We start from the raw sequence: 21,544 nt of genomic DNA, 5'->3' as shown, positions 1-21,544 counted from the left end.
TTGTGTGCCGACAGATAAGTGAGGTGGGCAGTGTTTATCCTCGGAAGAAGCGGTATAATGTCCAGCCAATTAACCAATAAAATTAGGGGCGGGTTTCACCAAAAATCTGTCATTAAAACCGATAATATTTATCAACCAGCCCAGGGCGACAGCATTTTATAACGAGCAATTCAACGGAAACGAAAGGATGTGCGCCTCGCACATCCTACGGATTAACATTCGGAGTTTTTCCTAAACTTTTGATTTGACTTCCGACTTTGTTTTCTTGTGTTTTCTCTGCCGGACAAACAATCCTAAAAATATTGCAGTACCTAAGACTGTGCTCGGTTCGGGAACTGCTTCGGCTTCTGCTTCTGTCTTTGCGATATTGTTCTTAACTTCTACTAACCTTAAGTTAGTGGCGCTGTTGAATGTCCGCGAATATACCCCAGAAGTATACAGGAGGCTAGCTGCTGCACTTTCTTGAGCCAGAAAATTAAAGTTAATTTGTGTGGGTTTAAAGCTGTTGCTAACGAAGGCATTTGCATAAAAGCCACTAGAAGAGTCTAAACCGATGGCAAATTGAAAAGAGTCTAACAAAATGTTAGTAACAGTGTTAATAACAAAGAAAGATATACGGCCATTCGCCCTGGCGCGTTCGGATTGGGGGTTGTCAACTGATGTTAAAAGAGCTAAAAATGTCTGAAAAGTGAAAGAAAAAGTTTCTTCGGCATCAATGAAGAAGTCGCCGCTCACTGCTGCTTGACTTTGGGCTAAACCGGAATAGTTGCTGCCGTTGCCTATGACTTCACTTTGCGAGAGATTTGCTGCCAGCAATTCTTGGCAGTTAGATATAAAAACTGCATCAGCAGTCGCCTCGCTAATAACTGAACCGCTGTTAGCTATTGTCTGAGTGTTAGTGTTAGTAAATGTACCTGTCTCATTCGGTCTGTGACTGAAGTTGTCAATCGTTACTGCTGCTGCAGAACCGGCTATTGTGGCAGCACGGCTGGGGGCTACACCTACACTCAAGCTGGTTACTAAAGGAGTTGCTAATAAAAATGCGATCGCTCCGGTACTGTGATGTAATTTCATGGTGAATCTCCTTAAATTTGAAAATTTTTAAGTGCGATTATTGGTAACTTGTAGCGGTTGGTTTCGCTTACGAATTAATACTACCTATTTACGCAGAGATTTTTGTAAAGCTACTGTCAAGAAATCTTCTGTTTGATTAAAATTTCTGTAAAGTTGGTCGCCCCACTACTAAAAATACATTGTATGGGAGCTAGGGCTGGTGTTGTTCTAAGTAAAATTACTGCTTACTCTAAAAAAGCTTGATTTTAAATAAATGCAATAAAATTTTATAATAAGTCGGGATAATATAATAAGGCACAAAGCAGAAAGAGTAATCATGCTAGAAATTAAAGACATTCACACCTACTACGGAAATATCCACGCTCTCAAAGGAGTATCGCTAACAGTCTCGCAGGGAGAAGTTGTGACATTAATCGGCAGCAATGGGGCGGGGAAAACGACCACTCTCCGCACGATTCAAGGACTGCTGCGCCCGCGCCAAGGCACTGTATTATTTGAGGGAAAGCCTTTAGAAGCACTATCTACAGAGGCGATCGTCCGTTTGGGGATTTCTCAAAGTCCCGAAGGGCGGTTGATTTTTCCGCGCATGACGGTGCAAGAAAACCTAGAAATGGGTGCTTATCTCCGCAACGATACTCTCGGTATCAAGTCCGATATGGAAAAAGCATTAAATTTATTTCCTCGTTTGCGAGAAAGAATTAGTCAAAAAGGGGGAACTCTCAGCGGTGGCGAACAGCAAATGTTGGCGATCGGCCGGGCTTTGATGTCGCGCCCCCGCTTGTTATTATTGGACGAGCCGAGTATGGGATTGGCACCGATGTTAGTCAGTCAAATTTTTGCGATCGTCCGTGATATTAATGCTGAAGGAACAACTATTTTACTGGTGGAACAAAACGCCCGCATGGCTTTAAGTGTAGCCCATCGCGGCTATGTCATCCAAACTGGTCAGGTTGTAGTCGCTGGTACTGCTAGCGATTTGCAGTCAAATGAAACTGTTCGCAAAGCATATTTAGGTGAAAGTTAAATATGGGAATTGGGCATTGGGAATTGGGCATTGGGAATTGGGCATTGGGCATTGGTAATTGGTTATTGAAACTGACAAATAACCAATAACAACCAACAAATAAAAAATAACAAATTACCCTATTTGCGATCGCAACTTCCCCGTTTCCAATTCCGTCTCAAAAGCCGCTCGCACCTTTTCCCACTCCGCTTGGGCTTCCAACAGGCGATCGCGCGCCGTACTCACATCAAAAACCTGTTCTCCTCCAGACTCAACTGCCACGCGGCCCATATACTCCAACTCCTTGCAAACAGCAGAAAAAGACACGGCTCCTAAATTGGCGCTGCTCGACTTCAGCGTGTGAGAAGCCAGCTTCAAACTATCAGCATCGCCCAGAAAAATAGCCTCCTTAATAGTTTCTAAATGTTGCGGTGCGTCTTCCAAATATATCTTAATCAGCTCCCCCAAAAAATCTGGGTCTTCATCATCGTCTAGCTCGCGGAGATTTTGCAAAATATGAAAATCAATCGGCGAATCGGCTCCCGGTTGAGCGCTCGAAGATGCCGCAGCATCACTGTCAATGTGATCGGAAATATCTTGATTTTTTTGCTCAGTAACCGCATCCAATTCATCCCGCTTCAGAGGTGAGCACTTGCTCAAGGCGATCGCCAACTCTTCCCGGCGTACCGGCTTAGTAATATAATCGTCCATACCTGCTTCCAGACACTTTTCGCGATCGCCCTGCATCGCATTAGCAGTCATCGCAATAATTCTCGGCTTCTTGTTAGCAGGCCATTCCTGACAAATGCGGCGCGTCGCTTCCAACCCATCCATGTTCGGCATCTGCACATCCATCAGCACAACATCATAAGATTGCCGCTTCAGGGCCTCCAAAACCTCCAACCCATTAGCCGCAATATCAGCCCGATATCCTATCCTGTCGAGTAAATGCGTAGCGACTTTTTGATTCACCACATTGTCCTCAGCCAGCAAAATCCGAATCTGACTAGAATTAGTTGCATCCTGTCCGGCAGAACTCGCCGCAACCTGCCTCAAAACAGCAGGCGTCCGCTGCACGCGGTGCTGTTCTTGAGAATTTTCAAAATACTTCAATCCCGAAGTCAAAGTCACCACATTTGAAACTTCTCCCCGGCCGCTTCTGCCAGTAACATATCCAAAAACTTGCAGCAACACATTATAAAACTGGGACTGTTTTAAAGGCTTAGTTAAAAAAGCAGAAAAATGTACTTCTGTAGTTTCAAGTTTTTTCCAAACTTCCGCCTTACTTAAATAAGTAAACAGCACCAAAGGTAGTGCTATTTTGCGAGGGTTTTTAACGATGACATTCGGATTTAGACCGTCGCTGCCCGACAAATTGCTCAGCTCAAATTTCCGAATCTCCACAGCCAAAGCCACACCGTCCATATCTGGTAGATTCATCGCCAAAATAGCTAAATCGAGCGGCGAATTTCCTTTGATGATTTCCAACGCCTCAGCACCCGAAGTTACAGCCACGGGTATCATTCCCCAAGACTCTGCCTGTCGGATCAAAACTTGCCGATTAATGGCATGATGCTCAACAATTAACAAGCGCTTACCAGCGGCAAATTCGGGTCTTTTTTCCTCAGCTCGGATGTCATTCGCTTCAGCAGTCACCGTGAAATAAAAAATCGAACCCGATCCCGATATCGACGGCGGAGTAAATTCTGCAGGCGACCTTCCAGCGATACTTTGTCCGATCGCAGAAACTGCCGATTGAGACTTAGAACTTCCCGGAGTAACCTGGCTGACAACCCACATTGTACCGCCCATCATATCGCTCAAACGCTGGCTGATAGCCAGTCCCAAACCCGTCCCGCCGTAATGTCGCGTTGTCGAAGCATCCACCTGTGAAAAAGCTTTAAACAGGCGATCCATCCGGTCTGGCGGAATGCCAATTCCCGTATCTTGGACAGCAAATTGAATCTCGTATTGTTTGCTACGTGCCAACTCTCCCTGATTAATTGCTAGCGGTTGTGGCTCTAGAATATTAATTTTTTCCAGCGAACTATTAGCAGCTACCTGTTCAATTTGCCTAGCCGTACAGCACACCACAATTTCTCCAGATTCTGTAAACTTAACTGCATTTCCCAGCAGATTTACCAAAATTTGGCGCAGTCTCGTCACATCTCCTAAAATGTTTTTCGGAACAGAATCATCAATAAAATAAGCCAGCTCTAAACCTTTTTCTGAGGCTCTCGGAGCCAGTAATTCCAGAGATTCTTCTATACAGTTTTGCAGCTCGAAGGGGCTGCGTTCCAAATCCAATTTTCCTGATTCAATCTTGGAAAAGTCGAGAATATCGTTAATAATAGTCAGCAAAGCATCGCCGCTGGTACGAATTGTCTCCACAAAATCCCGCTGTTCTGGAGTTAGTTCCATATCCAACAGCAAGCCCGTCATCCCGATTACCGCATTCATCGGAGTGCGAATTTCGTGACTCATAGTCGCTAAAAATTCGCTCTTAGCTCTATTAGCAACTTCCGCCGCTTGTCGTGCTTGATCCAAAGCTTCATTTTGCTCTGCTAACTGTCGCTGTCGCTGAACTTCGGTTTCTAAAAGTTGTGCTTGAGCTAAGGTAATGCCGACTTGAGCAGCAACATCTTCTAATAGTTCAATTTCGTCGGGATTCCACTGCCGAGTTGCATCGCACTGGTGCAAAGTAATAATTCCATTCGGTTCTCCTTGATAGGAAGTGCGAACAGCCAACATAGATTTTAATCCGATGCGGCGGCACATCGGCCCCGAAGATTCCAGCAAAGGATCGGCAAACACATCGGGAGAGGCCAGGGCTATATCTTCAGCGAGGAGTTTTTCTGTGTAGGGGTTATAAGTGACAGAAAGTTCTAAATCTAAAGCCGATTCGTGACCGGGTTCTAAGTATTCCGCAACGCAAGGAAGGTGGGGATAAGGTTCGGAAATATAGGTGTGAATTGTACAGCGATTGACGCCAAATACGCGGCCGATTTGGGTGGCGGTAGTTTGAAAAATTTCTTGAGTATCTAAGGTCGATCGCACTTTTTGAGTAATTTGTTTGAGTAGTAAAACGCGCTGGTACTGACGTTGCAAAGTTCGCTCTCGCTCTTCGCGGGCAATTTCCGCGCCGATGTAATTGCCCATCAACTTTAAAATTTCCAAATTCAGCGGTTTCAAAGGAGATTTAGTGGTGCGGGAAGTAAAGCTCAAAGTGCCAAAAACGCGCCCCTGCACTATTACCCTCGTCCCCACAAAAGCCTCCAACTTCCGCACGCTGTAAGCGGGGTGGTTGCGCCACTGAGTAGTGCCGGCCGATTCGACAGAAATAGGTTCGCTCGATCGCAAAACCTCTCGCTCGAAGGTTCTGCTCAAAGCAAAACCGTCTCCTTTAGCAAATCCAAAGGGAAAATCTTCCGGTACATAAGCCGCGATCACTTCGTAGCGATCGCCCAAAACCCTGCCCAACAGCCCGATATCCATCCCAAACTGACTGCAACCCATTGCCAGCAACCGGATCGTTCGATCGTCAAAAGATCCTTCCGAGCTCACCATTACCTCGTAGAGCGATCGAATTGCCCGCTCACTTTCCCGCAGTTCCTCAACTCCTTCGAGGCGGTTGCAGACATCGTGCAAAGTCCCGAAAATTCCCGCTATTTCGCCTTGCGAATTCCGCCGGACTTGGGCAAATAGTTCTACGGAAACAAAGCCGGAATTACTGTGAATTCCCAAGGAATTTTTGCCCGAAACCGACTTGGACTTAAATCGCAGTTCTCGCCGTTCAAATTCCGACTTCCCCGACAGCAAAGACTCCAATAAATTTGCACATTGCTCGCGCTCATCTGGATGCACCCACTCTAAAAAATTAGTTTGCAAACTTTCGGAAACCGGAAAATTCGTAATTTCCGTCCAAGCGCGGTTGAGGAATTTCCAAACCCCCGCCGCATCAATGTGGAAAATTACTGTTGCTTTCAGAGAGTCAAATAGATGGAATTGTTCTCGATCATGCTCGCGGTTTTTGACTTCAAACTGCTTGTTTAGAGTAATATCTGTATGAGTTCCTACTACCCGCAGCGGTTTGCCAGTAGCGCTGCGTAAAACTTGACCTCGGTTCAGCACCCAGACAGTGCTGCCGTCTTTACAGTACATCCGATATTCGGCTGCAAAATCCGGTGTCTTTTGGGCGAAGTGTTCTTCTAAAGCTGCCTTTACCGAGTCAATATCATCTCGGTGGATGCGACTCCACCATTCCGATCGGCGATTCGAGATTTCCCCTTCTTTGTAGCCCAGCATTTCTTGCCACCGCGCCGAATAAAAAAACTCATCTGTTTCGAGATTCCAGTCCCAAATCCCCTGATTGTTGACTGCAGGGGGGAGATTTGGCCGCTCTACGAAACTGTTGTGAGAAATTTCAGCCATCTCGTGGCTATTTGCTGCTGTCCGGTGTATTTCTGCTGAGAGTTTTTTGTATTGAGCGTTGCTAGATTCTAGCTGGCGCTGCAAAGCGATTAAGCCAGAATGCAGAGATTTTGAATCCAGCGCTTGTAAAAGGATAGTTTTAGGGTTGACAATCCCGATCGGGTGATTTGTTTCGTTGATGACTAATAAAGGCAACTGGCAGTAGTGTTTTTGCAGCAGCGCGACGGCTGCTTCGAGGCTAGAGTGCGATCGCACCAGCGGCGGCGAACTGCTGCAAATTGCTCCCGCTTTAATTTTGTTAGAGTCTCTTCCCAGCGCCTGCAACTGCACAATATCCCGCGAACTTACCACTCCAACCAGTTTGTGAATGTTGGGATTTGTAAATTTGGAATTATGAGCAGCACCAGTCGAGTGTTGATCGGGGGTTTCAGTAATTAATACATAACTAACATTGTGTCTAAACATCAGTTGCGCCAAATAGCGAACCGAAGAATTAGAAGGAGCGTGAATTATTCGTGAGCCTGCTATTTGAGGGATTTGATAAAGTTTAATTAAACTTGCAGGTAGCTCTAATTTCTGATGCACAATTGGCAGCGGCGGAGGGAACGCGAAAGTCGCAGGTGGCGAAGCGCTGCTAATTGCTTTTGGTGTCGATTCCCCAATTCCCTGCAACATTTGCACCAAGCTTTGAGAGCTAATTAAACCAACAAGTTCTTCAGTGTCGCTGACGACGGGCAAATGGCTGATCTGATTTTTCTCCAGCACATTTGCTAAGGCAAAAAAGTCGGGAATTTCCGATTCTCGGGCTACAGTTACGGTTCTGATCATGATTTGCTCGATCGCAAATCCCCTCAAAGCAGCGCCGATCGAATTTAGCTGTACGATATCTCGCGTTGTAAAAATCCCCAGCACTGTCTGGCCGCCCGCATAGGGAGCTTTTGAGCCGTTGAGAGGCAGCCCGTTGCCTCCTGCGTGTAGCGCACGCGGTACACCGTTGTAGAAACCCGACTGTTCCCGCGATTCTGGGGAAGTCCCGTTCATAGAATTTCCGAGTTGAGAATTCCCGCGCGGTTCTACCACGAGGACGTAACTGGCTCCTGTGCTACTCATCAGCTCGATCGCCTTTTCTACGGGCGTCTCAGGGGTGACGGTGAGGGGATTGCGGTTGATGACCTGACTGAGGGAGGGAATAAACATCAGGGGGCATAAAAGTGATATTTGTTGGAAAAACCCGATCGCAAGCAGCAGATTGATTGAGAGGCTTTGCCCGCGAGATTTCCCAGCGCGCTCAAAGTTTCTGTACGATTAAACTCACCCCTACTTCCAGCATCTTGGCATTTAAAATTAATTCCGTGCCATATCCTGATAATTGACGGTTTCTGACTTTCAGAACCAATGCTATCTGCCAGAGGGCCCAGATGAAAGTGGGCGGGTAATTCCTCGCCTAGCCTAACTGCTGCGGGTTTACGAGCAAGAATTTCTGCGATTGTCTAGACTGCACCCTACTTTCTCGCCCTCAACGGAACTCTCGCTCGCATTCTGTTTGAGGCAAGATACCTGCACGCTACCAATTTACCAGCGACAGGAGGGGAATCACAACAGGACGACTTAGGTATGGCAACTGTGCAATTAGGGGTTCCAGGGTTCCAGGGTTCCAGGGTTCCAAGGCCAAGCAGGCAGAAAATAAATAATTCTGAGCATAACTAATTCTATCTTATCCCAATTATGGCCCAGAGGATTTGAGCTTCAATTCTGGCGGTCGAACTTGATGAGAATAGCGCTGTTCCCCGCCACCGCAAAACTCGCATTGCCGCCCTTCAGCGTTAATCTACCAACAACCTCATCCATTGTTTTAGAACTGAACTCCCGCACCGTGCCATTACCAGTTTTTATCAGCTCCGAAATATCAGCATTAACAGTGTAAGATGTTGCTTGGTCATTGACAACCAGCAAGTAAACATTCTTGCTAGCATCAAGAGTGGCAACTGCCATTAAATCCGAACTGTTAGTGATAGGAAAAAAGGTAGTTTTCCCCCCCTGCAAAGCCCTAATTCCCATCCGCAAAGCATAGTAGCCCGCGCGCCGTTTTCCCCCGTCCCCTAGCAAACCTTCCGCCCCTGCGGGCTTGCCCCAGTCGTACAAACAGAATATGTGACTGCCGTCAATATAATTATCCCCCGGTTGAGAACCTCGAATCAAATTCTTAATCAAATTTAAAGCTAAAGATAAATCGCCGTAGCTCATGTTGTAAGTTCCCCATTCTCCTACCCAAAGCTGCGAGTTAGCGCGGACAGTACCGTTCATCCAGCCGCGCACTTTGCGGATGTAGTTAGAAATATCTGCATCGTAGTTGTGGACATTGACTGTATCGAAATAATTCGGTATTTCCTGCAAAGCACTAGCCGGCCAATTGCTGCCGCCTATGGTTTTCGGGCCGTGGATGCGGTAAGTGCGATCGGGCAAATAAGTTTTATAAACAAAGTCTACCGCATCTTTTGCCACCTTAACCAATTCAAAATAGTCAGGCCTAGTCCCGCCCCAACCCTGATCGCGATTGTCCGGTTCGTTGTGAATTTCCCAATCATCAACGCGGTAATCATTGCGAACATTCAGCCAATAAACCGTAGCAAAAACGTGTTCCCACCACTCGTTCCAATCTTCTCCTGTGCGCGGCGGATTCAGTTGCAGCGCCCAACTCGGATTCCAGCTATTATCAACATTGCGAATGCTGACAACCGGGCGAATATTTGCTTGTTTTAGAGTATTAAAAATAGTCCTGGCATTGCCTTGCCAAACCGTACCTGGTCGTCCCGACCACCAATAATCGCTACCCTGGGGCGGATTAGTCATAATCTGATCCCAATTCGCCCAATTAATTATATTGGGATTTGTCTTAATTTCGTCAATAGATGGCCAACCGTATTTACCGTCGTCGTCTTCGGGTTCCCACCGGGACATCCCGCCGTAAATGCGGTAGGTATTAATTCCCAAATCTTGCAAATCTTTGATGTCGAAATTGATATTGCCCTCGACTGCACCGATGTAGCGAGTGCTGACACCCGCAGCAGTACCGGAAATTTTAATTGTTTCGATGTTTTGAGCAAAAGTTGTCGTTCCGATGAACAACTCTAGGCTGAGGGCAATTAAAAGCCCTAGAAACAAATTCAGAATTCTATTTTTTGATAACACGTGATTATTAACTACTAATTTAGGTTATTTTATGCCCGAGGTAAAGAGACCCCTCGCTAATCTAACTCGACGGGCGATCTAGTTTGTTAGGTATTGTAATAAAAAAGCATTAACGATTATACCAATTTCAATAATTAATACATAAAGTAAAATAGCACGGGTAGCAGTCAAAAGTGAAGGTTCACCTCGAAGAACCCCAGTAAAATATTTGGGTATAACAATTAATCCTATAAATTGCGTTAAGTATCTGGCGGGGTGACAACGCCGCCGGAAACCCAGACACGGCTAATATTTGATCGACTTGTGTTAAAAAAAGATAGGTCAAACTAAAGTTACACTCGACCTATCAAAATATATGTTACCTAAATTCTATCAGACTCACTTTCAAAGACAACAATCCCGCTCTCTGTTTTTAGTTCTAGAAATAGTGCTTAACCTCCAGCCCTGTCAAGGTAGGTCTTAAAATCTCTCTAATAGTCTAGGGATTTGGAATTCAGGCTTGAGGCTTTAAAGATTTTTACTCTATTAACCAGCCCTGTCAAGCTTCTTCTTTTAAACAGGTGATTAAGAATAAACTAGGTTTATTGCCGATCGCCAGTCCGTAGGATGAGGTAAAGTCGATCGATCGTACCAATAGGCTATGAGGGCAGTGTTCACCCACAAAATACGAGATTTCAAGCGTTTGAGGGAGTTATATACCAGGCTCGGCAGTCACGCCAGACAGGGCGGCTCATCAGCATCAAGCCGATCGCATTTGCCGCATAACCGCAGCGTGAACCATCCCTAAATTGCGCGCTGCGGTTATGCGGCGATGTTTTTTGAGCAGGGATTATATAGCAACCGCCAAGACGGTTAGGACGTTGTTAATGGCTGAAACGATTGATTTTATTGCTTCTTCCTTCTTCCTTCTTCCTTCTTCCTTCTGCTATATCTAGTTTCAGAGAATTACAGGGGGCGATCGCCTTTTGTTCGCTGGTAACAAGAAAACATGGACGCCCAAGCTAAAGATAAAGCGAGTGTGGGCTGGATGTGGGCTAAAAATTTGTTTAAGTCCCGTTAGGAAAAAACGCTTTTATTAATTAATTAGACGATCGCCATTTAATAAAAACATTAAACCCTCAGAAATTGCAGAGGGTTTATTTTCAAAATCATACAATTTTTCCGAAAAAAATATCTCGGTCTAAAGGTAGATGATATTTGTGACTAACCCAGGTTAATTTTAGTAGAATTATATACTTGTTTAGAGCGACAAAACAGGCGCATCAAAAGCGCAATAATTAGACCCAAAGCCCCACTGGTGAAGCAACCTAAAACATCGATGGATTTCTCTAGAGTAAGTCTTAAAGGAGCATAACAATGTTAGATATTGATGAAATGAGTTCACAAGAAATACAAGAACTTTTGCAGCAAGTAGGACACGGACACCTCGGCTGTGTATTTGAAGGGCATCCCTACGTTTTGCCAATGCACTATTATCTCCAAGATTCGGACATATACATTTTCACAACAGTCGGGATGAAAACGAAGTATATGGACGGCAATCCAGAAGTCTGCTTGCAAGTGGAAGAAATCCGCGATATGGAACACTGGCGCAGCGTTGTCGTGAACGGGCGAGCAGAACGCCTTACGCAGCAGGAAGACATCGATCGCGCTATGCAATTGGTCAAAGAACACAACCCCACACTTTCGCCCGCCATCAATCGCACCTGGATTGACTCGCAGGGGCGTGCGGAGACCATCGCAATTTACCGCATTCAGCCCTGGGAAATGAGCGGGCGCACGACGGAGGGAATCAGCAGTCGGTGAACGTCGAGACTCACTTGTAACCGGGTTTTTTACGAAAATACTTAATTAAGATTTTCAATCTCGGTAAAAAACCCGGTTTACGAGCGTCAGGGCGCCTCCAAAACTATAAATTCCTAAAAAGTGCTACCGGGGAAAATAGTGCCAAATATCAGCTCAAACAGCTTTGCTTGCCAAAAAATCTCTCATGTACCGATTCACTAACTGCGGCTGTTCCTGCTGCACCCAGTGGCTGCAATTAGGAATGTAATGAATCAGAAAATCCCGGACGTAATCTGCGGTTCCATAGGTTAACTCTTTGCCGAGGGCGGCATCATTTTCTCCCCAAATCATCAGCGTGGGAACTTCCAGAACCCTCCAATTCTGGCGATCGAGAAATCCGCGAGCAATATTGCGGTAATAATTGATAGTAGCAGTCAGAGCGCCCCGTTTGGCAGCCGCATCTTTGTAAGCTTCGATATCTGAGAGACTAAAGGTGCTTTTGTCAACTGCCATACCTTCCAAAGCAGCCGAAATTGCCTGATAGTCGCCCAACTGAATTAACAACTCCGGCAAAACTGGCAATTGAAACAAAAAAATGTACCAACTTTTCAACAATTGTTGGGGAGTGCGTAACCCTTCAGCAAACTTGGCAGGGTGCGGTAGATTCATCACAATTAATTTATCCACCATTTGGGGATAAGCATAAGCAAAATTCCAGGCGATCGCGCCTCCCCAGTCGTGACCAACTAAGACGCAACTTTCGTATCCCAAACCCTGAATAATGCCCTTGACATCTTGCACAAACTCTGCCATCACGTAAGCAGATTGATCGTGAGGTTTGTCGCTGTCGTTGTAACCCCTGAGATCCACAGCGACGACTTTATAATCTGATGCAAATTCTGGGATTTGATGTCGCCAAGAATACCAAAATTCAGGAAATCCGTGCAGCATCAGCATCAGCGGCCCAGAACCTTGAGTGACATAGTGCAGTTTAATGCCGTTCGTAGCGATAAATTCGTGTTTCCCAGCAGTTTCTAGCACAGACATATTTGATGCTTCCTCTAGCTTTCGAGATATCCTAGCAGTTACTCTCTTTGAGAGGAACCAACTTTAGGCATATCTAGCAATTTCCCCAGCACTTGTAAACTCTTCCTTTTCTCTTCCTTTGTGCAACAGGCATCCCGCCCGTGGTTCTTCGCAAAAGGGGTGCGTAAAAAAAAGCCGATCGCCCGTTTCCCGAAAATATTGCTATCTCTGTCAAAATAATAGTATAATGTTGCTCGCATCCCGACAACTGTTAAGCCAAAAATTACTCATTTTTGATCGCGCGAAAATCCCGATCCGCAATAATTTGAGGTGTTGTGAGGGTGCAAGTTAAATAATTCAGATCGGGCAAGTGTACTAGGAATTAAAGGAGTTAATATCATGTCTGGCGATCGCCTGCAAAACATTGTTAACCGCTTGACAGATCGTCTAAAGCGCGATGTATTAGTTGAAAAATCCCTCTACGACATCAGAGAAGTTTTGCAGAGCGATCGCGCCGTACTGTACTATTTTTACAGACAGTGGCAAGGTCGAGTGACTTACGAGATGTTGAGTGCGATCGAACTCTCCATCTTGGGTTCAACAGGACCAGACGAATGTTTTAACCACGAATACGCTGCTTTGTACGAAGCCGGCAGAGTTAAAGCAATTGCAGACATTGAAGTAGAACCAATTAACCAATGCCACCGAGATTTTCTGCGTAGCCTGAAAGTTCGCGCCAATTTAGTTGTGCCAATTTTAACGAACAAAGGACTGTGGGGGCTGTTAATTGCTCATCAGTGCAGCGGGTCCCGCACTTGGTCGCGATCGGACATTGAATTCATGCAGACACAAGCACAAAATATGGCAATGTCTCCCACAATTCAAGATAGTTAATCTTTAATCCAAAATCCTGCTTTGTGACAGTTGGGGTGCATTGTCTGTGCAATGGAAAATTACCAACCAACCAAAATATGGTGTTCTATTGTTAGGCAGAGGTTTGTAGCGACTCATAGGGCTGGATGAGAATCTCAGCGGGAATTCCTAACTCTTGATTCAGCTTCCGAATCATTTCTAAAGTCAAGGAGCGTTTGCGAGATAATATCTCAGATACTCTAGCTCGACTGCCAATACATTGTTCCAAATCGCTACCAGACCATCCGCGGGCGTCCATGTAGTATTGAATGGCTGCAATGGGATCGGGTATTGCGATCGGAAAGTGTGCCTTCTCGTAAGCTTCTACTAGGGTACTGAGCACATCTAGGCGATCGGAGTCAGGTGTATTAGGAGGTGCATTAAACAGCAACTCAACCTCTCGAAGGGCTTCCTGATAGTCAGTTTGGCTTCTAATTGGACGTATTTCCATATATCAATTTCTGTTTAGATTGTTTCTGCATCTATCTTGTCATACTCGGCATGAGTGCCAATAAAGCGGATAAAAATAATGCCGATGTCATAACGAATGGCAACAATCAGCCGATAGGAATTGCCTTTGATGTTAAACACAACACGATTGTTTGCAATGATGCTGGCATTACGATGAGCGGACTTAACATCGACTGGACTCTGCCAATTGGCGTGAGACGCTTCGTAGTACCAAGTTTGTAGTGCTTCTGAGGCATCTGGATGAGTTTCCCAGAAGTTTCGCAAGGTGCTGCGGGACAAAATACGCATAGAACTTGGTGACTGGAACTCCCGAAACACGAGACAATGGAAATATCGGTTCTGCCATTCTCATAGGGCAAAGAATAACCTGCTATCTCATCATTTTACCACAGAATCTTTGTCTCTAGGAATAGTTGGTGGCAAGGAGTTTTCGGATGCTGGGGGAGCGAAACCCAAGAATGATATCTTGAGGAGACACGCCACGTTGAATCAGTTCTCGATCGATATAGATTTCGGTACTGTTGTGTTGAATCCAGATTTTATTTTCGATGATATCAAGCTGCATGGCACACCCATAGATGCGATATTCGTCGCGCCATTCGTTGTGCATTACGAGGTATCGATCGCGGGCGATATCGAATATTAGCTGAGCATTTGCGTCATTTTTAGAAAAGTCTTCGAGAAAGTCACAAACAATTTTGCGGTATTCGTTTAGTCTATCCATTGGTCGATCGCCTCACGAGTTGGATTGTAAATAATTAGTCGAATTTCATAACGTTCGATGACAGTTTTTGCGGGTTCAAATCTGAAGCAACTATTCAATACTCTCTAAATTTAGGACAATATTCCTGCTCGGTTGAGCAGTGAGGTAGCCTAAGATGCTGGTTTCGATATCTGTAGCACAAAACTTAGTAACCACTGTATTACCACAATGATAGCAATCCAGATCGATGGCATCCACCATCTAGCTGGCTTACCACCATTTCGCATTGCTCGATAGAAGTGGGATTTCTCACTTCCATAAAGTGCTATGGCAACCAACGCATTGATGAGTAGTCTTGAACGATATGCAAAGAAGTTATCAGCAAAAAAATCTCGAAAAGCTAGACAAATCAGGAATGACGCTGACAAGATAGCTAATAATCGACCTCGCCACACATAGCCTCGACGAGATAAATTTATACTGTACAAAAATATTCCCACCGAAAAGTTGCTGACAAGACAGTAAGCAGCTAAGACCCCAGGGCTGTAAAAACAGCGACTTAAAGATACTGCTTCATCAGGAGATTGCTTCCTATCATCTGAAACCCACAAGGTATATCCCAAGAAGTTGATATGCTTACTCATTTTTATATTTTAATTGTTACGTCCTTATGACACCTTCAAGTGAGGAGACAATACACTCAATCATGTCCGTATCAGTTGCTTGCAATGCCTGCTTTGCGTACCAAACCGCCTCAAACACCTCATAGTCGGATCCTGCCCTGCAGCTCGTCGAGCCGACAATTGAGCAGCGTCCGAACAAACGTCGAACGCAAGTTCGTTCGGAGGAGTCCATAAAGCTGCCTTGCCCGTCCACACAACGGCACTTGCTGCATAGACAGCGTGTAAATGCTGTAGTTGATAGTCGTAGGTGACACTGCCTTCATTAGCATTGAAATAGGCCTTCTCTTCTACGTCCTGTGCCGAGCCAAACGCTGCGTATATCGCGCTACTAAAGCTACTGGGTAATGTAAGCTCCGTTTCAATGACAACGAGCAATTCACGCAGCGTCAGTGAGCCGAATACCGCGTGGTTCTCGTCCCATTTCTCCGAGTAGGACTCCCATATCGGCAATGATGCCCAACTCGCGGCCAACGCGACTCGCACTTGCGTTGGTTTCCCGAAGTTGGCGAACCCCCATAACCACTCGTCCAACCGAATGCCCTTGTTCCTTTTCTGGATGTAATCCCAAAGTAAACCTTCCTTCATCGTCACTATTTATGTCGAAAAAGCGGGTTTTTTACCTTTTATGGCGGCTACAATCCGTATTTTCGGAAAAAACCCGGTTTCTACATCCCTGTGCGTAAGTCCTACCAAATTTAATATTAGCTAACAGCTACAGCCTCCCCCAAAGGATGCTGCTTTAAAACCGCTTGCAAATATTTCCCAGTATAAGACCTCTGATTTGCCGCCACATCCTCCGGCGTCCCCGCCACAATAATTTCGCCGCCCTTATCTCCCCCTTCAGGTCCCAAATCGATCGCCCAATCGCAGCACCGAATCACATCCAAATTGTGTTCGATTACCAAAATTGAATTACCCTTATCCACCAATCTTTGCAGCACATTTAACAAATGGTGAACATCATAAAACGACAAACCCGTCGTCGGTTCATCGATTAAATAAAGCGTCTTCCCAGTAGCGCGGCGCGACAGTTCCGTTGCCAATTTTACCCGCTGCGCTTCGCCCCCAGAAAGCGTCGGCGCCGGCTGTCCCAACTGAATATAACCCAAACCAACATCAACCAAAGTTTGCAGTCTGGCGCCCGCCCTGGGAATATTTTTAAACATCTCCAAAGATTCCTCCACGGTCATGTTCAAAACATCAGAAATCGACTTGCCTTTGTACTTCACTTGCAGCGTTTCTCGGTTGTACCGTGCACCTTTGCAAACCTCACACTGCACGTAAACATCCGGCAGAAAATTCATCGAAATCACATTCACGCCTTGGCCGCCGCAAGCTTCGCACCTTCCCCCTTTCACGTTAAAAGAAAACTGCCCCGCTTTGTAACCTCTTGCCTTCGCTTCAATGCTTTCGGCAAACAAATCGCGAATCACATCAAAGACTCCCGTGTAAGTAGCGGGATTAGAACGCGGAGTGCGGCCGATGGGAGATTGATCGATAACAATTACCTTATCAACCACATCCTCTAGAGAGCGTTCGCCTTTAGTTTTGAGGGCGTCCATATCGGGTGGTAAAGGCACTTTTTTGGTGATATAGTGTTGCAGCGACGGGTACAGCAATTCATTGATTAAGGTAGATTTTCCAGAACCGGAAACGCCGGTCACGCAGACGAGTTTTCCCAGGGGAATTTCTACATCAATATTTTTTAAATTGTTGCGCGTTGCATTTATGATTGAGAGAGCTTTGCCGTTGCCTTTTCTTCTTTCATTAGGGGTTTCAATTACTCGCTTTCCCGACAAATAAGCCCCGGTCAAAGATTCCTCGGCCGCCAGCAAGTCTGCTAAACTTCCTTGCGATATAATTTTGCCACCGTGAACGCCGGCGCCGGGGCCAATATCCACAATGTGGTCGGCCGCTCGCATGGTTTCTTCATCGTGTTCTACGACAATCAAAGTATTGCCTAAATCGCGCAATTTTGTTAAGGTTTGCAGCAGGCGAAAGTTGTCTCTTTGGTGCAGTCCGATGCTCGGTTCGTCCAAAACGTAGAGAACACCAGTCAAACCAGAACCGATTTGAGTCGCCAGCCGAATTCGCTGGGCTTCTCCGCCCGAAAGCGTCATTGCTGCGCGGTCTAAAGTCAGGTAATCTAACCCGACATCGAGCAAAAATTGCAGCCTTGCTTTGATTTCTCTCAGGGCTAAATCGGATATTTGGAATTGCCGATCGCTCAATCCCAAATTATTTACTCTTTCGCGACATTCGCGAATCGAAATACTGGTTAAATCTACAATTCCGTACTGTCCCAACCGCACCGAAAGCGCCTCGGGTTTCAAGCGTTTGCCCTGACAAACCTCGCAAGAGCGATCGACCCGATACTGTTCCAACTTCTGCTTGATCAAATCAGAACCAGTATCGTCGTACTGGCGCTGCAACATGGAAATCACGCCATTAAAATCTCTCCTAAAATCAGTGCTGCCGTCGCGCTTTTTATTTTCTGCGCTGCGCTTGGACTCATTCCCGTACAAAATTACCCGCTGGTGTTCGGGCTTTAATCGATACCAAGGAGTGTCGATATCAAACCCGCAAGTATCAGCAATACTGCAAAGCAAAGAGAGATAATAGGAATTGTCTTTGTCTGACCAAGGCGCGATCGCACAATAAAGAGGCGCTTTCTCGTCGGGAACTACCAACTCCGGCGCAAAAGTCCGTAAACTCCCCAAACCGTGACAATTTTGGCACGCGCCGTAAGGCGAATTAAAAGAAAATAACCTGGGTGAAAGTTCCTCCATTACTGCGCCGTGTTCGGGACAAGCAAAGTTTTCGGAAAATACGATCGGCCCCTGTGGTTCGGAATTTTCATCAGTCGGTAACTCTTCAACGATCGCAATTCCCTCTGAATGGCGCAAACAAGTTGCCAGAGAATCAACTAAACGTTCTTCTAAACCGGGTTTTTTAATTAACCGATCGACAACTATCTCGATATTGTGCGTATGATTTTTATCTAATTCGATATTTTCCGACAGTTCTAAAATTTCTCCGTTAACTTTAACGCGAATAAATCCTTCGGAAGCTAAACTCGACAATAATTTGCGGTGAGTGCCTTTTTTTCCGCGCACAACTGGTGCCAGAAGGTGAAAGCGAGTGCCGTCGGGAAGTGCCATGACTCGATCGCACATTTCATCAATTGTCTGCGGTGCAATGCAGCGATCGCAAATCGGACAGTGCGGTTCGCCAGCTCTGCCGTAGAGCAATCTGAGATAATCGTAAATTTCTGTAACAGTGCCAACAGTCGATCGCGGGTTGTGAGAAGTTGACTTTTGGTCGATCGAAATAGCCGGACTCAACCCCTCGATCGCGTCCACATCCGGTTTGTCCAACTGTCCCAAAAACTGGCGCGCGTAAGCGCTGAGAGACTCGACGTAGCGGCGCTGTCCCTCGGCAAAAATTGTATCGAAAGCGAGGGAAGACTTACCCGAACCGGAGACACCAGTAAAAACGATCAGGCGATCGCGCGGCAGTTCCAGATCGATATTTTTCAGGTTGTGCTGTCTCGCACCGCGAACCCGAATCGTATTTTGGTTGTTAGAGTGAGAATTCGTCACATTATGCCCGTTGCGGGATGCACTTGGCTGGCTGTTTGAGGTTTCGGCGCGTTGGGACATGAGAGTAGTGCAAAACAGTGCTTAACCATCTTAGCGCTGCCGATCGAATAGCTGGCATCCAAACTCAAGAATATCAAAGAATTGTCAAATAAGTTTCCGTCGGCCCGTCGGGCAAAACCTTCAATCTTTGATTTTTCAAATCGACTTCAATTCCCAGCGCTTCCATCGGAATCACCCCTAAAAGTGGAGTTTTTCCCTCTGGCAATTCCAAACACTCAAAAGTCCCTTCGCGGCCGCACAGAGAAATCTTGGCATCTTGAAAAATCCTCGCCTCACTAATGCCCGTGGCTGTTTCCACAACCACTTGCTTGAGAATTTTCAAACCCAGTCTGGCGATGACATCTTTAGGCAAACACAAAGTTGTCGCCCCCGTATCCACCAAAACATTTTCTAGAGTAACAGACCTCACTTGCTCGATTGGAATCAGATTATCTTCGGCTTTTCCTTCATCCAGCCGATTCGTAATTACCAGGGTTGTGATAACTTTTCCCATTGGGGTTTCCGTAGTTGTTTCCATTACGTTAAAATTATCATAAATTGCTGTTTTAATTATAGCGCACATATTTACACAGATTGTAAGGCGATGCACTCCCCATTCTGCACCGCCCACCTGACGAATAGCTCTGGCTAAATCATCAAATTATTGCACGCCAATAAACTTGTGAGTTTGCAAAGATAGCCTGTAACTAGGATTTTGTTTCAGCAATTCCAAAATAATGGGAATCGCTGAACTTTTTGAGTTCCATTCTGGTTGCAAGAAAACCGGAATATTAACATTGTTTTCCCAATGCTTGTGATAAAATTCAACTTCTTCGCCAGTGCTAATCACTAACTTAATTTCATTTGCTCTAGTCCAAAAAAGCTCTTGCACCGGATATTTAGGATTGACGTGTTCCTTCGGAGAAAGAGTAATCCAAGCCTGCGGGGAAACATCCTGCCAGCAAGCACCGGAAGTTTCAATACTCACCTCCTTGTCAGCTTGTAACAAAGCTTCAACTAACTCCGGCAAATCCCGGTGAATGAAAGGTTCGCCGCCAGTAATGACAACTCTCGGAGACTGCAATTGAGCTAGCAATTGGGCGATCGACTGCGGCACAGACGGCAAACCTTTGCCCCCATTTTCGTAGCCTGTGTCGCACCAAGGACACCGCACAGGGCAACCTGCCAATCTAATAAAATCAACTAAAGTCCCCGTCCAGTAACCTTCGCCTTGAACGGTACACTGAAAAGTTTCGTGAATCGGTAATTTTACCTGTAAATTAGACACCCGAAGTTACGCCTCTGATTAACTAAAAAATACATCATTCTGTAGAGTGAGCCCAGCGCACCTTACTCTATACTTTTGAGTTTCTAGGGTGCGCTCAGCGCACCTTAGTCTATATATAAAACTGACTTGTATATTCTTGAATAATTAGCAGTTTGTGGCAATTTAAAAATGAACCGCAAACCGCAAACAACTCTTTAATTATGCTGTTCAGGTTCCATCAGAGTAGCCCAACGGCGTTTCAGGGCCAAAGTCAGCCCGTCAGCAATGGGGACAACACTGAGAGTAACTCTGGGATCCTTACGCAATTTGTCGTTGAAACTACGAAGGGCGGTGGTACTTGTGTCTTGTACTTGAGGATCAGCAACTCGTCCAGACCACAGAACATTGTCAATTACAATTAAACCGCCATTGCGTACAAGTTGCAGCGATCGCTCAAAATAAGCCTCATAATTTTCTTTATCGGCGTCGATGAACGCAAAATCAAAGGTTCCTGCTTGTCCCTCGGCTATTAGTTTGTCGAGAGTATTTATTGCTGGGCCCAACTGCAAAGAAATCTTATTAGCAACGCCCGCAGCTTCCCAATAGCGTCGTGCGATCGCAGTATATTCCTCGCTGACATCGCAGGCAATAATTTGACCGTTAGAAGGCAGTGCTAAAGCTACGCACAGCGAGCTATAACCAGTAAAAACCCCTATTTCTAGGGTTTTTGTCGCTCCCATAAGCTGCACCAGCATCTCCATAAACTGACCTTGTTCGGGAGCTATCTGCATCATACCCATAGGATGTTTAGCAGTTTCTTCCCGTAGTGAAGCGAGAATATCGGGTTCCCGCAGAGAAATAGATAACAGATAATCGTAAAGTTGATTTTCTAAGCCAATAGTTGAGTTCGCCATAGGTTTGTCCTTGCTGCTGACTTTTGATTTGAGATTGTAGACGCGCAGTTAATGGAAATCTGAGACTGTAGAGTTAATTTTGGCACCTATTTTGCTGTGGCTGATGACAGGTTGCACTAGCAGTGTCTCGGTTACACAGAGGCAACTTGCAAAACGCGCGAGCTACTTCCAAATCAGTTTATCTCAGCTACAGGTGATTTAGCAGATCTGGAAAATAAAAATGGAGAGAGGGGAGCGTTTTGAGATTCCTGGTTTTCTAGCACCGCGTAACGCCGTTAGTGATACGAGTTCAAAAAATGAATGCAACTGTAGACAAGCTGCAAACCCATACATAATAAACCATTGTCTATTTTAAATTTAAAATAAATCAATACTCCGGACAGTTTTTAAGCAGCCAAAGTACCATAAGACAAGACTGAAGGAAGATTAGGATGGTTTAAAATCA

At 45.6% G+C, this 21,544-nt stretch carries 15 protein-coding genes; 3 read left to right on the top strand and 12 right to left on the bottom strand.

Annotation, left to right across the window (positions count from 1 at the left end):
• Positions 1 to 231: 231 nt before the first annotated feature.
• Positions 232 to 1,074, bottom strand: a complete 843-nt coding sequence (locus tag QUB44_RS13450; protein ID WP_333367964.1) for a PEP-CTERM sorting domain-containing protein — start codon at positions 1,072 to 1,074, stop codon at positions 232 to 234.
• A 316-nt stretch (positions 1,075 to 1,390) separates the two neighbouring features.
• Here QUB44_RS13450 and QUB44_RS13445 point away from each other — a divergent pair, with 316 nt between their 5' ends.
• Complete coding sequence (locus QUB44_RS13445; RefSeq protein WP_333162984.1) at positions 1,391 to 2,098, top strand: ABC transporter ATP-binding protein; 708 nt, start codon at positions 1,391 to 1,393, stop codon at positions 2,096 to 2,098.
• 114 nt (positions 2,099 to 2,212) lie between these two features.
• Here QUB44_RS13445 and QUB44_RS13440 read toward each other — a convergent pair whose 3' ends face one another.
• Both QUB44_RS13440 and QUB44_RS13435 read right to left on the bottom strand, forming a co-directional pair.
• A complete protein-coding gene (locus tag QUB44_RS13440) occupies positions 2,213 to 7,705 on the bottom strand; it encodes a response regulator (RefSeq protein WP_333367961.1) in 5,493 nt (1,830 codons plus the stop codon).
• A gap of 549 nt (positions 7,706 to 8,254) precedes the next feature.
• Entirely contained in the window at positions 8,255 to 9,697 is a 1,443-nt protein-coding gene (locus QUB44_RS13435; RefSeq protein WP_333367958.1) for a hypothetical protein, read from the bottom strand.
• A gap of 1,356 nt (positions 9,698 to 11,053) precedes the next feature.
• On the opposite strand from QUB44_RS13435, the gene QUB44_RS13430 reads away from it, so the two are divergent.
• Complete coding sequence (locus QUB44_RS13430) at positions 11,054 to 11,503, top strand: pyridoxamine 5'-phosphate oxidase family protein (RefSeq protein WP_333367955.1); 450 nt, start codon at positions 11,054 to 11,056, stop codon at positions 11,501 to 11,503.
• Positions 11,504 to 11,656: 153 nt separating this feature from the next.
• Here the strand turns inward: QUB44_RS13430 and QUB44_RS13425 are convergent, their stop codons facing one another.
• Positions 11,657 to 12,529: an alpha/beta hydrolase gene (locus QUB44_RS13425; protein WP_333367952.1), complete on the bottom strand. Its 873-nt coding sequence runs from the start codon at positions 12,527 to 12,529 to the stop codon at positions 11,657 to 11,659.
• Positions 12,530 to 12,907: 378 nt separating this feature from the next.
• Between QUB44_RS13425 and QUB44_RS13420 the strand changes: the two genes are divergently transcribed.
• Positions 12,908 to 13,402, top strand: a complete 495-nt coding sequence (locus QUB44_RS13420; RefSeq protein ID WP_333367949.1) for a GAF domain-containing protein — start codon at positions 12,908 to 12,910, stop codon at positions 13,400 to 13,402.
• Between the two features lie 91 nt (positions 13,403 to 13,493).
• Here QUB44_RS13420 and QUB44_RS13415 read toward each other — a convergent pair whose 3' ends face one another.
• From QUB44_RS13415 to QUB44_RS13380, 8 genes are all read right to left on the bottom strand, one after another.
• A complete protein-coding gene (locus QUB44_RS13415) occupies positions 13,494 to 13,871 on the bottom strand; it encodes a helix-turn-helix domain-containing protein (protein ID WP_333367946.1) in 378 nt (125 codons plus the stop codon).
• Between the two features lie 14 nt (positions 13,872 to 13,885).
• On the bottom strand, positions 13,886 to 14,179 hold the full coding sequence (locus QUB44_RS13410) for a type II toxin-antitoxin system HigB family toxin (RefSeq protein WP_333150468.1): 294 nt from the start codon (positions 14,177 to 14,179) through the stop codon (positions 13,886 to 13,888).
• A gap of 115 nt (positions 14,180 to 14,294) precedes the next feature.
• Positions 14,295 to 14,615 carry a XisI protein gene (locus QUB44_RS13405; protein ID WP_333236233.1) on the bottom strand — a complete coding sequence of 107 codons (321 nt, stop codon included), beginning with the start codon at positions 14,613 to 14,615 and terminating at the stop codon, positions 14,295 to 14,297.
• Positions 14,616 to 15,653: 1,038 nt separating this feature from the next.
• Positions 15,654 to 15,845 carry a hypothetical protein gene (locus tag QUB44_RS13400; RefSeq protein ID WP_333367943.1) on the bottom strand — a complete coding sequence of 64 codons (192 nt, stop codon included), beginning with the start codon at positions 15,843 to 15,845 and terminating at the stop codon, positions 15,654 to 15,656.
• 133 nt (positions 15,846 to 15,978) lie between these two features.
• On the bottom strand, positions 15,979 to 18,939 hold the full coding sequence (gene uvrA, locus QUB44_RS13395; protein ID WP_333367940.1) for an excinuclease ABC subunit UvrA: 2,961 nt from the start codon (positions 18,937 to 18,939) through the stop codon (positions 15,979 to 15,981).
• Between the two features lie 73 nt (positions 18,940 to 19,012).
• A complete protein-coding gene (locus tag QUB44_RS13390) occupies positions 19,013 to 19,456 on the bottom strand; it encodes a retroviral-like aspartic protease family protein (protein WP_333316243.1) in 444 nt (147 codons plus the stop codon).
• Positions 19,457 to 19,579: 123 nt separating this feature from the next.
• Positions 19,580 to 20,206, bottom strand: a complete 627-nt coding sequence (locus tag QUB44_RS13385) for a 7-carboxy-7-deazaguanine synthase QueE (RefSeq protein WP_333367937.1) — start codon at positions 20,204 to 20,206, stop codon at positions 19,580 to 19,582.
• Positions 20,207 to 20,400: 194 nt separating this feature from the next.
• Positions 20,401 to 21,099: a class I SAM-dependent methyltransferase gene (locus QUB44_RS13380; RefSeq protein ID WP_333367934.1), complete on the bottom strand. Its 699-nt coding sequence runs from the start codon at positions 21,097 to 21,099 to the stop codon at positions 20,401 to 20,403.
• Positions 21,100 to 21,544 lie beyond the last annotated feature (445 nt).

Source organism: Microcoleus sp. AT3-D2 (assembly GCF_036705715.1).
Classification (GTDB): domain Bacteria; phylum Cyanobacteriota; class Cyanobacteriia; order Cyanobacteriales; family Microcoleaceae; genus Microcoleus.
This window is presented reverse-complemented; position numbering and strand designations above follow the sequence as displayed.